Origin of the sequence: Brevundimonas sp. (assembly GCF_046293315.1) — a bacterium.
GTDB lineage: Bacteria > Pseudomonadota > Alphaproteobacteria > Caulobacterales > Caulobacteraceae > Brevundimonas.
In genome coordinates this window covers 1-13254 of sequence record NZ_JBKBPF010000001.1, presented here as the reverse complement: position 1 = coordinate 13254, position 13254 = coordinate 1, and the positions used below count along the sequence as shown (strand labels likewise).

General features: G+C 70.2%; 10 protein-coding genes. 4 read left to right on the top strand and 6 right to left on the bottom strand.

The genetic code is table 11. The features are described 5' to 3' along the window. Positions 1-73 precede the first annotated feature (73 nt). The gene (locus ACK4SE_RS00050) at positions 74-1456 is read right to left on the bottom strand and encodes an SDR family oxidoreductase (protein ID WP_409686922.1); all 1383 of its coding nucleotides are present in this window, start codon (positions 1454-1456) and stop codon (positions 74-76) included. Positions 1457-1581: 125 nt separating this feature from the next. Between ACK4SE_RS00050 and ACK4SE_RS00045 the strand changes: the two genes are divergently transcribed. Beyond that, positions 1582-2490, top strand: a complete 909-nt coding sequence (locus tag ACK4SE_RS00045; protein ID WP_409686919.1) for an Hsp33 family molecular chaperone — start codon at positions 1582-1584, stop codon at positions 2488-2490. Positions 2491-2551: 61 nt separating this feature from the next. Here ACK4SE_RS00045 and ACK4SE_RS00040 read toward each other — a convergent pair whose 3' ends face one another. Continuing rightward, positions 2552-3430, bottom strand: a complete 879-nt coding sequence (locus ACK4SE_RS00040) for a metallophosphoesterase family protein (RefSeq protein ID WP_409686916.1) — start codon at positions 3428-3430, stop codon at positions 2552-2554. Between the two features lie 37 nt (positions 3431-3467). Next, positions 3468-5513, bottom strand: a complete 2046-nt coding sequence (locus ACK4SE_RS00035; protein ID WP_409686913.1) for a PhoX family protein — start codon at positions 5511-5513, stop codon at positions 3468-3470. 204 nt (positions 5514-5717) lie between these two features. Between ACK4SE_RS00035 and efp the strand changes: the two genes are divergently transcribed. Genes efp through ACK4SE_RS00020 form a run of 3 tightly spaced genes read left to right on the top strand, consistent with a single transcriptional unit; the run spans position 5718 to position 8172 of the window. Further along, positions 5718-6284: an elongation factor P gene (gene efp, locus ACK4SE_RS00030; protein ID WP_409686910.1), complete on the top strand. Its 567-nt coding sequence runs from the start codon at positions 5718-5720 to the stop codon at positions 6282-6284. Next, positions 6284-7090, top strand: coding sequence for an inositol monophosphatase family protein (locus ACK4SE_RS00025; RefSeq protein ID WP_409686907.1), 807 nt, complete (start codon positions 6284-6286; stop codon positions 7088-7090). The genes efp and ACK4SE_RS00025 overlap by 1 nt, the downstream gene beginning before the upstream one ends. A gap of 44 nt (positions 7091-7134) precedes the next feature. Next, entirely contained in the window at positions 7135-8172 is a 1038-nt protein-coding gene (locus tag ACK4SE_RS00020) for a glycerophosphodiester phosphodiesterase (protein WP_409686905.1), read from the top strand. Here ACK4SE_RS00020 and ACK4SE_RS00015 read toward each other — a convergent pair. The 3 genes from ACK4SE_RS00015 to addA all read right to left on the bottom strand — a co-directional run bounded on the left by ACK4SE_RS00015 (position 8169) and on the right by addA (position 13089). Beyond that, on the bottom strand, positions 8169-9173 hold the full coding sequence (locus ACK4SE_RS00015; RefSeq protein ID WP_409686902.1) for an adenosine kinase: 1005 nt from the start codon (positions 9171-9173) through the stop codon (positions 8169-8171). The two genes, ACK4SE_RS00020 and ACK4SE_RS00015, sit on opposite strands and share 4 nt — an antisense overlap. A gap of 47 nt (positions 9174-9220) precedes the next feature. Next, the gene (gene trxA / locus ACK4SE_RS00010) at positions 9221-9559 is read right to left on the bottom strand and encodes a thioredoxin (protein WP_409686900.1); all 339 of its coding nucleotides are present in this window, start codon (positions 9557-9559) and stop codon (positions 9221-9223) included. A 77-nt stretch (positions 9560-9636) separates the two neighbouring features. After that, positions 9637-13089, bottom strand: a complete 3453-nt coding sequence (gene addA, locus ACK4SE_RS00005) for a double-strand break repair helicase AddA (RefSeq protein ID WP_409686897.1) — start codon at positions 13087-13089, stop codon at positions 9637-9639. Between the last annotated feature and the right edge of the window lie 165 nt (positions 13090-13254).

Genomic DNA, 13254 nt, shown 5'->3' with positions numbered 1-13254 from the left:
CCTTCGCGGGTGCAGCAATGCACGGACCGCCCTATCTCAGGCGAATCCGGGGCATTTTTTCTCTAACGGGCGCTCAGCTGTCCTTGGAGCGGTGATGCTCCAGCGCCGCGGCGCCCACAGCGGCGGCGATGGTGGCGAGCGCCAGCAGCGCCCCGCCCTCGCGGGCGTGATCCTTGGCGAAGCGGCCGGTGCGCACCGCGCCGTCACGGGCCATGCGCCCGGTCTTGCGGGCTCCGGCTTCGATCTCTTCGGACGGGAAGGCGTCAGCGGCGCGGTCGAACCAGCGGCGGGCGTCCTTGGCGGCGCGGCCGCTCCAGTCCTCGGCGTCATCGCGCACCCGGTCGCTCCAGCGGCCCAGACGGTCGGTCATGCTGGGCTGGCGGCGCCAGTTGCGGGGATCGACCCGTGAGCGCAGGCGCTCGTAACGGGTCGGGCCGCTGCGCTGGGTCAGAAGCACAGCCGCGACCCCGGCCAGGGCGATCAGCGCCAGACCGCCTCCGGTGATGCCGGGGTGCATGCGGGCCTGGGCCAGAAGGCTGGACTGTCGAACCATGGGATAATGAACCTCTTCATAGAGACCGTCCTCCGTCGGGTCATAGAGCCCGTCGTCATAGGTCTGATAATCGGCGCGCCGATCACGCATCATCGAGGGGCCGAAGCGCGCGAGCAGCGGTTCCGCCACACCGGGGAACATGGAGTAGAACGCAGCCAGCACCGATGCGCTCCCGCCCACCGTGATTTCCCGCGTCGAATGGGTCGCGCAGTGCAGGATGGCGTCGGCCACCACATGGGCCGCATAGACCGGCTGGGGGTTGCGCACCGCCTCGCCGGTCAGGTTGCGGGCGTGGCGGGGATAGGGCGTATCCACCGCCGCGGGCTTGACCAGCGACACCTTCACCGGCGCGCCCTCGCGCAGCATCTCGATGCGCAGCGAGTTGGTGAAGCCCTTCACCGCGTGCTTGGACGCCGCATACAGCCCCTGCACCGGGAACGGCGCATCGGACAGGGTCGAGCCCACATTGATGATGGCCCCGCCGCCGGGCCGGGATCGCAGATGCTCCACCGCGATGATCGAGCCGTTCACCACGCCCCAGTAGTTGGTGTCGAACAGGCGGCGGTGATCCTCCAGCGTCGTCTCGCGGATGGGGCCGTAGATTGAGACTCCTGCGTTGTTCACCCACGTGTCGAAGCCGCCGAACATCCGGGTGCAATTCTCCGCCGCCTCGGCTAGGGCGTCGTGATCCGCCACGTCCGCCACCGCATAGGCGCAGCGCCCGCCCTCGGCCTGGATTTCCTCGCACAGGGCCTTCAGGTCGTTTTCGCCCCGCGCAATCAGGAACACGCAGGCCCCCGCCCTGGCCGCCCGCCGCGCGGTGGACAGGCCGATGCCGGAGGTGGCGCCGGTGATGACGATGGCCTGTTTCGAGAGGGGCTTCAGCTTGGGTCTGCGGGACATGGATGGCCTTGCTGCACGGGTCGAAATCGGAACGGCCCGCCCAACCGGCGGGTTCCGCCCTCTTACCATGAGGGCGTGAACACACTATCTGACGCCGTCCGTCGACAACCAGAGGATTTGACGCCGTGAGCGCCGCCGCGCCCCTTTCCGCCCATCCAGACGACCTGGCCGCCGCCTTCCAGATCGAGGGCTGGCCCGTGCGCGGCCGTCTGGTCCGCATGGGCCCGGCCGTGGACGCCATCCTGTCGGCCCATGATTATCCCGAGCCGGTCGCAGCCCTGCTGGGCGAAGCCTGCGCCCTGGCCGCCCTGGTGGGCTCCGCCCTGAAGTTCGAGGGCCGCCTGATCGTCCAGGCCCAGGGCGACGGCCCTGTTCGCTATGTGGTGGCGGACTACGACACCGCCGGGACCCTGCGCGGCTACTGCCGCTTCGACCCCGACGAGGTAGTCGAAGCGTCGAAGGGCTTCGCCCGGCCCGGCGCCAAGTCCCTGCTGGGCGACGGCGTCTTCATCATGACCCTGGACCAGGGGGAACACATGGCGCGCCACCAGGGCGTCACCCCCATCGAGGGCGAGACCCTGGCCCTGTGCGCCGAGACCTATTTCGCCCAGTCCGAACAGGTCCCGACCCGCGTCAACCTCGGCGTCGGCCGGGTCATCACCGCGGACGGCGAAAGCTGGCGCGCGGGCGGCGCCATGATTCAGCTGATCGCCGGCGATGACGCCCGGGGCTCCACCGAAGAGGTCTGGGACCGCACCCGCGCCCTGTTCGCCACCTTGGGCGACGACGAACTGGTCGACCCGACCATCAGCGCGGAGACCCTGCTGTTCCGCCTGTTCCACGAGGACGGCGTGCGGCTGGAAGATCCCCTGCCGCTGGCCGCCGTGTGCCGCTGCACGCCCGAGCGCGTCACCGGCATGCTGCGCTCTTTTCCCGAGGACCAGCGCGCCGAAATGGTCGAGGACGACGGCAAGATTCGCGTCACCTGCGAATACTGCTCCACCACGTACGAGATCGAACCCGCAAGCGTGTGACCTCAGCCGCTCCCCGCGCCTTGCGCCGGGAGGGGTGTCTGCCCCGGAATACAGCGAGGGATTACTGAGCAGCAGGCAGCGAAAAGCTGTAGGCGTGTTGATCCAGCGGCTCGGGCTGGCCGGTCTGATAGGTGTCCACGCGAACCTCGCCGCCTTCCGAGATCGTGAAGACCCGGTACATGGGCGTGTGGCGCGTCTCGTCGGGAATCTTGGTCCGCTCCAGCGCGGGGATGTGCAGATAGTGCACATGGTCGATCTGGCGGGAGTGAACCACCCGGTCCATGTCCATGTGCAGGTCGCCTGAGATCACCGCCGACAGGTTCGGCTGGGCGATCACCTCGGCGAAGCGCGGGTTCTCCACGCCCTTGTCAGCGATCTCCGGATAGACGCCGACCTGGGCTCCGTGGACCACCAGAAACACCGGCGTCGGCGCCGCGGCGCGCACCTGTTCCACAATCCAGGCGACCCCCTCGTCGTTGAAGTCACGCCCGTAGTCCGGCGAGGCATAGACCATCACCACCGGTCCGCGATCCTGCACATAGCGCGGGCTCGTGACCTCCGGGTTCCAGCGACCGGCGTAGTCCAGATACCGCTCCACGGTGGACTCATGCTCTTCGTTGCCCATGATCGGATAGAACGGGCGGGTCAGGCCTTGCAGGATCGGCGTGACGTTGTCGTACTGGATCAGGGTGCCCCTGTGGGCGATGTCACCGATGCCGACCACGAAGTCGATCCGCTCGCGTTCGGCCAGGGCGTTGACGTCCCGAACGGCGGCCTCGACGCCCGGAAAGGCAGGTTCGGGCTTGGGCTCGGCGTCGCCGAGAACCGCGAAGCGCAGGACCGTCGCGCCGTCATCGGCGCCCTGGGCCTGGGCGCCGCCGGCCACGAGGGCCGAGGCGGCCAGCGCCGCCACGAAAGCCTGTCTGATCGTCGTTATCATCGCTGTGTCTCTCTTGATCTGATGCGCGGGCCCGGGGTCACGACCCGATCACGCCGCCGTCGTTCTTCGTGACCACCACCGTGGCCGAGCGCGGCACGGCCCCGTTGTAGTCGGGGAAGCCGGACCCGAATTCGCCCGCAGCGAACTGCTCGGCCGTGGCGTGGGCGCCGGGGTGCTGGAAGTTCACGAACATGGTCTTTCCATCGGGCGTGGTGACCACGCCGGTGCATTCCTGCCCCCAGGGACCGGTCATGAAACGCTTGATCTCGCCGGTGGCCGGGTCCGCCGCCAGCAGCATGTTCATTCCGAACGGCTTCAGCGGACCGTCGTAATCCGGGCCCATGTCGCCCATATCGGTCTGGATCCACAGCCGGGACTGGCTGTCGCACCACAGCCCGTCCGGGCAGGCGAAGATGTTGTCGTCGTCCAGCGCGCCGCCCGGGGCCACGGCCGAGGTCCTGGCGTCGCCGGCGATCACGAACAGGTCCCAGTCGAAGCGGGTCCGGGTGTGGTCGCCGCCCTGATAGTTCCAGCGCACGATCTGGCCGAAATTGTTGACCGCCCGTGGGTTGACCGCGTCCACCTGCGCCTGCGTCCGGCGCGTATTGTTGGTCAGGGAGAAGTAGGCCGCCCCGGTGTTCGGATCGACCGTGCCCCACTCCGGGCGGTCCATCTTGGTCGCGCCTGCGTGGTCGGCGGCGAGGCGGGTGTTGACCAGAATGTCGGCCAGATCAGCAAAGCCGTTGGCGGGCGTCAGGCCGTTCTGGCCCGGCGCCAGCGCCAGCCACTCGCCGGTGCCGTCGTCATTGAACCGCGCCACATACAACGTGCCGCTGTCGAGGATCGAGCCGTCGGTCCGGCCGGGAATCCAGACCCCGTCGGAGACGAATTTGTAGACGTACTCGAACCGCGCATCGTCGCCCGAGTAGCAAACCACCGGTTCGCCCTCCACGGCGGGCGCGAACACCACGCCCTCATGGGCGAACCGGCCCAGATGAGTGCGCTTGACCGGCGCAGCGGCGGGGTCGAACGGGTCGATCTCGACCATCCAGCCACAGGTGTTGGGCTCGTTGCGATAGTCCTCGGCCGCCGACGCGCCCTTCGTAGACGCGTCGAAACGCACGTGCTCGTCCGCGCCCGACCTGGCCAGATGCCAGCCATAGCGGGCGCCACGGGGGTCGCTCGGAACGCCATACCGGGCGTGCGTGCGCGGCATCTCTGCGTCGGTGTTCGCGAAGTAGCTCGCCCAGTTCTCTTCGGCCGCCAGATAGGTGTTCCACGGCGTCGCGCCGTGGGCGCAGTTGTTCAGGGTGCCGCGCGCCCTCGTCCCGTCCGGGCTGAAGCGGGTGCGCACATGAGCCGTACCGCGAACCGGTCCGCCGATCTCCACCGGGGTGCCGGCGGTGATCCGGCGATTGCGGGGATCCGCGACCACGGCCCACAGGCCGTCGGCCTGCCGGGTGGTGCGATAGACGGAGACGCCATGGGCGGCGATCTCCATGCGCACCTCGTCGTCGTCCCGCCTGCCGTCGGCGCCGACGGCCACGCCGTGGTTGTTGAAGGGCTGGCCCTTGTAGGCAGGCTTCTCGGCATGGAGAAAGCGCGGCTCGATGTACTCGTGGTTCACCGCGATGAGGCCGTCCCCGGACGAACCGTCGATCGGGAAGAAATGGATGCCGTCGTGATGCTGGCCGATCTGGTGTTCCTGCTCGGCGCCGGTGTTGGCGCCCGGGCGATAGGCCGGCATGTCCCCGGAAATCGGCGCGCCCATCGGGCCCAGCACCTGGATGCTGTAACCTTCCGGCACGACTACGGTGTCCTCAAAGCTGACCGGGACCGCCGGGAAGCCGATCAGGCTGGACACACCCTGCGCCCGTGCGGGCTTGATCGGGAGCGATGCCCCGATGAAGCCCGTAGTGATCGCCGCCAGCCCGCCGGTCAGGAACCCGCGACGGGCGACGCGCGCCTCCATCACCTCATAGAAATTGCGGTTGGCCGAGGCGTTGCACGGGGGCTCGTCGCCGTGCTCGTGGCCCATGGCCTGGGTGTGGTCGGGGTAGTCACGCTCGAAGTCTTTGATCACTGGCTCGCGGTTCTGGACTGAAGGAACGGTTTTTTCCGGATATTTTTCAGACAGGTTAGACGCGCAGTATCACAGGGGTATGACCCGCCGCGCAAAACGGCCCAGACGCCCCGCCTGCGCGCCGCTTGCCCTTTCAGCGCCGCCCCTGTAGGGGTCGCGTCCAAATTTCGCGCCCGCGCGCCACACCAAACCCAGCGACATTCCATGAAGATCAACGGCAACACCATCAAGCCCGGCATGGTCCTGCAAGTGAACGGCGGCCTGTGGGTCGTGACCAAGGCCAGCCACGTCAAGCCCGGCAAGGGCGGCGCCTTCGCCAACGTCGAGGCCAAGAACCTCGAGACAGGCAACAAGCTGAACGAACGCTTCCGCTCCGAGGACAAGGTCGAGCGCGTCACGCTGGAACAGCGCGACTACTCCTACCTGTTCGACAACGGCGACTCGCTGGTCTTCATGGACGACGAGAACTACGAGCAGATCGAACTGCAGAAGGACTGGGTCGGCGAGGATCGCATCGCCTATCTGCAGGAAGGCATGAAGGTGGTCATCGAATCCCACGAGGAACGCCCCATCGGCCTGTCGCTGCCCGATCACGTGGTTCTCGAGGTCGCCGAGACCGAGCCCACCGTGAAGGGCCAGACCGCCTCATCCTCCTACAAGCCCGCCCTGGCCAACAACGGCGTGCGCATCATGATCCCGCCCTACATGTCCGCCGGCGAGCGCATCGTGGTGGACACCACCACCGGCGAATACGTCCGCCGGGCCGACTGATGGCCCTCGCTTCCGCCCTCGTCTCCGTCATCATCGACGCGGTCCGCAAGACCGCGCGGCCCATGCTGCGCGACTTCGGCGAGGTGGCCGAGCTGCAGGTGTCCCGCAAGGGTCCCGCCGACTTCGTCACCGCCGCCGACACCAAGGCCGAACAGACCCTGCGCGAACTGCTCAACAAGGCGCGGCCCGGCTACGGCTTCCTGGGCGAGGAAGGCGGCCTGATCGAGGGCACCGACAAGACCCACACCTGGATCGTCGACCCCATCGACGGCACCACCAACTTCACCCACTCGATCCCCCACTTCGCCATCAGCGTCGGTCTGGAGCGCAAGGCGCCGGACGGCTCGGCCGAGATCGTCGCGGGCGTCACCTACAATCCGGTGATGAACGACCTGTTCTGGGCCGAAAAGGGCAAGGGCGCCTACCTGAACGACAAGCGGATCCGCGTCTCGGGCCGCAAGGACCTGAGCGCCTGCCTGTTCTCCACCGGCCTGCCGTTCATGGGCAAGTCCGGCCACGGCCAGTCCATCAAGGACATCCACGCTGTGGGCCAGCGCACCGCCGGCATCCGCCGCCTGGGCGCCGCCACCCTCGACCTGGCCTGGGTCGCCACGGGCCGCTACGACGGCTTCTGGGAACGGGGCCTCCAGCCCTGGGACGTGGCCGTGGGCATGCTGCTGGTCACCGAGGCTGGCGGCACGGTCACCGCCGTGGATGACGATGTCGATCCCCGCTCCGGCAAGCAGATCATCGCAGCCAACGGGGAAATCCACGGCCAGCTGCGCAAGATCCTGCAGGACGCCTGACGGCCTGAAACAGGCCCGTCATGAACGGGGTCTAGCCTCGGGCCATGATCCGCTTCATCCTGATCGCCGCCCTCTTGCTCGCCGGAGGCCCGGCCCTGCCTCAGTCCGCCTTCCCCGAACCCCTCGTCATCGCCCATCGCGGCGCGTCGGGCGAGCGGCCTGAGCACACCCGCGCGGCCTATGAGCTGGCCATCGAACAGGGCGCCGACTTCATCGAGCCCGATCTGGTGATGACCGGCGATGGCCATCTGGTCGCCCGCCACGAGAACGAGATCGGCGGCACCACCGACGTGGCTGACCGCCCCGAGTTCGCCGACCGCCGCACCACAAAGACCTTCGACGGCGTCTCGGTCACGGGCTGGTTCACCGAGGACTTCACCCTCGCCGAGCTCAAGACCCTGCGCGCCCGCGAGCGGCTGCCTGAGCTGCGGCCCGCCAATACCGCCTTCGACGGCGCCGAGCCGATCCTGACCTTCGCCGAGGTCATCGCCATCGCCCGTGAGGCCACAGCCCGCACCGGCCGCCCGATCGGCGTGATCCCGGAGCTGAAGCACCCGTCGTACTTCGCCGCCATCGGCCTGCCCATGGAGGACGCCTTCGTCGCGGTGCTGGAGGCCGAGGGCTGGGCCGGGCCGGACGCCCCGCTGGTGGTCCAGTGCTTCGAGGTGGAGCCCCTGCGCCGCCTCAACGCCCGCATCGACGCGCCGCTGGTGCAGTTGATCGCCGCCGGTTCAGGCCCCTGGGATCGCCCCGACCTGACGCCCGCAGCGTTGCTCAGCCCCGAAGGACTGGCCGAGATCGCCGCCTACGCCGACATTGTGGGACTGGAGAGCGGACTGGTCATCGCCCACGACAGCGGCACGCCCACCGGCGTGGTGGAAAACGCCCACGCCGCCGGCCTGCAGGTTCACGTCTGGACCCTGCGCGCCGAGAACTATTTCCTGCCGCCCATGCACCGGCGCGGCGACGACCCCATCGCCCATGGCGACCTGCACGCCTGGGCCCGCGCGCTCTATGAGGCGGGCGTGGACGGGGTGTTCAGCGACTTTCCCGGCGTCGCCGTTGAGGCGCGAAAGCCTTAAAGCGTCAGGCCCTTGGCCTTCGCCAGATCGACCAGGCTGGTCATGGGGCGCGGGCCCCAGTGGGCGATGACTTCGGCGGCGGCCAGAGACCCCAGCCTGGCGCAGTCTTCCAGCGACAGCCCCCGCGCCAGACCCAGCAGGAAGCCCGCAGCGTACTGGTCGCCGGCGCCGGTGGTGTCCACCACCTTGTCCACGGGGAAGGCGTCGACCGCCACCCGCTGGTCGCCCTTGATCACCACCGAGCCCTTGGCCCCGCGCGTCACGGCGGCCACCTCGACCATGCCGGCCAGCTGGTCGCAGGCGGCGTCGAAGTCCTCGGTCTCGTACAGCGCGCCCAGCTCGGCCTCGTTGGCCAGCACGATGTCCGTGGATTGCGCGATGAATTCCAGCAGTTCAGTCCGCCAGCGGGAAACCACAAAGGTGTCCGAAAGCGTGATGGCCACCTTGCGTCCGGCCCGGTGGGCGATGTCGGCGGCGCGCTCGAAGGCGGCGCGGGCCGGCGCCGGGTCGAACAGATAGCCCTCCAGATAGACGATGGCGCTCTCGCCGATCATCTCCGGGTCGATGTCGTCGGCGGTCAGCTGATTGGCCGCGCCCAGGAAGGTGCACATGGTGCGCTGGCCGTCGGCGGTGACGTTGATCAGGCAGCGGCCGGTGGAGGGCCCCTCGCTCAGGCGCGGGGTGTCGAAGGCCACGCCCGCGGCGCGGATGTCGTGGGCGAACACGTCGCCCAGCACATCCTCGGACACCTTGCCGATATAGGCCGCGCGCCCGCCGTAGGAGCCGACGCCCGCCACGGTGTTGCCCGCCGAACCGCCGGACGCTTCCACGCCCGCAGCCATGTCGTCATACAGGGCGGCGCTCTGGGTGTCGTCCACCAGCTGCATGGAGCCGGGCTGGAGCCCGCGCGCGGACAGGAATTCGGGATCACACGGGGCGAGCACGTCCACAATGGCGTTGCCCACGGCGCAGACGTCGTATCGGATCGGGGGATTGGTCATGCCCGCTCCTTAGCGGGGCGGGCCGACCGTTTCCAGCGACGTAACGCCTATTCCGCCGGTTTCGCCGCGCCGGACTCCACCAGCCATTCCATGATCTTCTGCTTGGGCATGGCGCCCACCTTCATGGAGGCCATGTGGCCGTCCTTGAACAGCATCAGGGTGGGAATGCCCTTCACGCCCAGCTTGGACGGGGTCATGGGGCTGTCCTCGATGTTGATCTTGGCCACGGTCAGCTGCTCGGCGTAGTCGTCGGCGATCTGCTCCAGCGCAGGGCCGATCTGCTTGCACGGGCCGCACCATTCCGCCCAGAAATCGACCAGCACGGGCTTGGAGGCTTTCAGGACGTCGGCTTCGAAGCTGTCGTCGGTGACCTTGAGGGTGGGCATGAACAATCTCCTGAGCGGCCGGTCAGTTTAAGGCGATTCCGGCGCGGGTCACGATGTGGGGACGCGGGAGCCCCGGGTCAACCGCGCGCCTCGCCCAGCGCCTGTCGCATCAGGCTTTCGGGAACCGGCGTCAGGCGCGGCCCGTCGGTCCATACCAGCGCCGCCCCCACGGTCCGGTCGGGGTACAGCCGCCGCAGCACGGCCCAGTAGACCGCCAGCTGGCGCACATAGGCCGGATCCGCTTCCTCGATGCGGTCGGGCGCCGGGCGGTTGGTCTTGAAGTCGATCACCAGCACCCGGTCGGGCGTGACAACCAGTCTGTCGAGCCGCGCCGACACAACGACTCCCGGGGGCAGCTCCGGCGCCGATCCCGACAGCGCCACCTCCGCCCGCGAGGCCGGGCCGAACACCTCGGCGAAGCGCGCGTCGTCCAGCACCCCCAGCGCCGCCCCCGCCATCTCGGCCTTCTGCGCCGCGTCCAAATCCGGCTCCCGCGCCAGCAGGGCCACAGCCGCCGCCTCCCGCCGCTCGGGCGCCAGCTCGGGCAACCGCTCCAGCAGCCGGTGGATCAGCTCCCCGCGCCGCCAGCGGCCCAGCCCCCCGCCGACCCGCGACAGGGGCGACGGCGCCGGCGTGCGCGCCGCGTCCTCCATCCGTCCCGGGGCCATGCGCCGCTCGGAAGCCTCGGCGCGCGGTGCAGTGGTCAGCCAGGCGGGCGGCGGGGCGGCGGTGACCGCCGGGGCGGCGGTCCGCGCCATGGTGACCGGATCGGCCCCGTACCGCCGGGCCTCGCCCGTGGCCGTCTCCACGTCGCGCACCCCCTCCAGCCGTTCGAAGGCGGCCAGGATCGGCGCCCACCACGCCTTCAGGTTCTCCAGCTTGCGGTTGGAGGCGTAGCGCCCCGTCACGATGAGCCGGTCCCGCGCCCGGGTCAGTCCCACGTACAGCAGCCGCAGCGACTCCTCCTCGCCCCGTCGCTTGCGCGCGTCCCGCGCCGTCTGGGAGGCGGCGCAGTCCTCGCCGGTCGAGCCGCACCACAGGAAGGCGCCCGCTTCCGTCTCCAGCAGGGCGTCGCCCCGGGGCTCCTCGAAGATCACGTCGGGCAGGATCACCACCGGCGCCTCCAGCCCCTTGGACGAGTGGGCCGTCATCACCCGCACCTCGCCGCGCGGCTCGTCCATCTCGCGCTTGATGGTCTGGTCCAGCGACGCCAGCAGGTGGCAGAACCGCTCCAGATCCGCCGGGCCCCGGCCCTCGGCCGCGCGGGCCTGATCGAGGAAGGCGTCCATGGCGTCCGCCGCCTCGGACCCCAGTCGGGTCAGGAACCGCTGGCGCACGCTCAGGCCCCGCCCGTCCAGCCGGTTCAGCAGGCGGCCGTACAGGTCGAACGGCGTCAGGCTGCGCGCCGCCTCGCGGAAATCGGCGATCAGGTCCCGCGCCGCCGCCAGCGCCGGATCAAGCGCGGCGCGCGCGTTGAGCATGCTCCACAGCGAGCCCTCGCGGCCGTGGGCCAGGTCGAACAGAGCCTCTTCCGACAGGTCGCTCAGGGGCGAGCGCAGCACCCCCGCCAGGGTCAGATCGTCGGCCGGATGCAGGGCGACCCGTCCCAGCGCCAGCAGATCCTGAAACACCGGATGGGCCGACAGGGTCAGGCGGTCGGCTCCCGCCACCGGCACGCCCCGCTGCTTCAGCGCCCGCAGCACCTCCTCGAACATGGGCCCGCGCTTGCGCACCAGAATCAGCACATCGCCCCAGTCCATGGGGCGCAGCCCGGCCTTCTTGTCGTGCACCGCGTGCCCGGCCTCCACCGAGGCCTTGATCTCGTCGGCGATGCGCTCGGCCACCCGCCGGCGGGCGCCCCGCGCGGTTGCGGCGTCCAGCGGCTCGTCCCAGGCGCGGCGCTCCTCGTCGGTCTCGTCCTGCAGCGGCGGCCACAGGTCGATGGTCCCCGCCAGCCCGTCGGCGCGGGCGGCCTGATGCCGGATCAGGGCGGCGGCGTCCTCCCCCCCCTCGCCCCGGCCGGGGCTGAGCGCGCGAGCCAGATCGGGTTCTGAGAACACCGCGTCCACGGCGGCCAGCACCTCGGCGGTGGAGCGCCAGGACTGCAGCAGCTCCACCCCCTGGAACACCCCCCCCACCCCGGTGATGGCCCGGTCATAGTCCTGGGCCTCGGCCGCCAGCCGCTCGGGCGCGGCGCCCTGGAACGAGAAGATCGACTGCTTTTCGTCGCCCACCACGAAGACGGTGCGCGCGGCCCCGTCGTGCGATCCGGCGCCGGTGAAGAACTCGGCGGTCAGGGCCCGCACGATGGTCCACTGCTCGGGCGAGGTGTCCTGGGCCTCGTCCACCAGAACGTGGTCGACGCCGCCGTCCAGCTTGTAGAGCACCCAGGCCGCGCCCGGCCCGTCGGTCAGCAGGTGGCGCGCGCGCTGGATCAGGTCGGCGAAGTCCAGCGCCCCGGTCACAGCCTTGGCCGCCTCATAGGCCCGGCCATAGGCGTAGGCCAGAACCAGCGCCGACACCGTATCCAGCGCCACCCGCGCCGCCCGCGCCCGCTCGAAATGCTCCATCAGCCGCGCCTGCTCACGCGCCAGCCAGTCGAGGGTCGCGGGATCCACCGCCTTGGTGCCCAGACGCTTGCGGGGCTCGCCCGCGCCGGTGAAGAAGATCTCGCGCGCCCCGTCCACCGGCGCCTCACCCTTCAGCACCGCCTCGGCCACCGCCTGAAGCTTCAGCCCCATGGGCTGGTCGCCCTTCTCGCCGCCCCGGGCGCAGGCCGCCGCCGCGTCCAGCCACGCCGCCGCGTCGAAGTCCGGCGCCGTCACCGCCGCCCGCTCGGCCGCCTCGGGCTCGGTCCATTGGTCCAGCCCCACAGACGCCGCCACCCGGTCCTGCAGCGTAGCCGCCCCGCCGTCCTGCGCCACATAGTCGGTCAGTTCGGCCCGCTTGGCTTCGAAGCGGTCGAACATGGCCTCGAAGTCCGGCTGGGACAGCTTGCCCGCCATGTGCAGATAGGCGCCCGCCAGCCCCGGAATGTCGTCGGCCAGCGCCACCCGGTCGCGCGCGCGGCGGCGGATGTCGGCGGCCTCGGCCTCGTCGATGACCCGGAACAGGGGCGAGACCTCCGCCTCCACCGGAAAGCGCCGCAGCAGCTGTTCGCAGAAGGCGTGGATGGTCTGGATCTTCAGCCCGCCCGGCGTCTCCAGCGCCCGGGCGAACAGGGCGCGGGCCCGGGACAGGTCATGGGCGTCAAAGCTGTCGGCCGCGCGCTCCTCCAGCGCGGCCAGCTGGTCCCGCAACCGCGCGTCGCCCGCAACGGCCCAGTCGCCCAGCCGCTCGTACAGCCGCCGCTGCATCTCCGCCGCGGCCGCCTTGGTGAAGGTCAGGCACAGGATCGCGCCCGGCGCCGACCCGGCCAGCAGCAGCCGCGCCACCCGGTTGACCAGGGTCGTGGTTTTGCCCGACCCGGCGTTGGCCATGACGAAGGCGTTGACCGCCGGATCGGCGGCGATGGCCTGGGGGGAGCGCATCTAATCCTCCCCCGAAGCGAAGCGCATGGGGGAGGGGGACCGCCGCAGGCGGTGGAGGGGGCAAACCCCGGACCCGGTGGATGGAGTGGGGGGGGGGGGGGGGGGGGGGGGGGGGGGGGGGGGGGGCGCGGGGGGGGGGGGGGGGGGGGGGGGGGGGGGGGGGGG

Bases quoted from the DNA above. Each gene is read 5' to 3' on its own strand.
- trxA (WP_409686900.1), bottom strand. From the start codon at position 9,559: ATGCCCACCCTCAAGGTCACCGACGACAGCTTCGAAGCCGACGTCCTG.
- addA (WP_409686897.1), bottom strand. From the start codon at position 13,089: ATGCGCTCCCCCCAGGCCATCGCCGCCGATCCGGCGGTCAACGCCTTC.
- ACK4SE_RS00020 (WP_409686905.1), top strand. From the start codon at position 7,135: ATGATCCGCTTCATCCTGATCGCCGCCCTCTTGCTCGCCGGAGGCCCG.
- efp (WP_409686910.1), top strand. From the start codon at position 5,718: ATGAAGATCAACGGCAACACCATCAAGCCCGGCATGGTCCTGCAAGTG.
- ACK4SE_RS00050 (WP_409686922.1), bottom strand. From the start codon at position 1,456: ATGTCCCGCAGACCCAAGCTGAAGCCCCTCTCGAAACAGGCCATCGTC.
- ACK4SE_RS00040 (WP_409686916.1), bottom strand. From the start codon at position 3,430: ATGATAACGACGATCAGACAGGCTTTCGTGGCGGCGCTGGCCGCCTCG.
- ACK4SE_RS00015 (WP_409686902.1), bottom strand. From the start codon at position 9,173: ATGACCAATCCCCCGATCCGATACGACGTCTGCGCCGTGGGCAACGCC.
- ACK4SE_RS00025 (WP_409686907.1), top strand. From the start codon at position 6,284: ATGGCCCTCGCTTCCGCCCTCGTCTCCGTCATCATCGACGCGGTCCGC.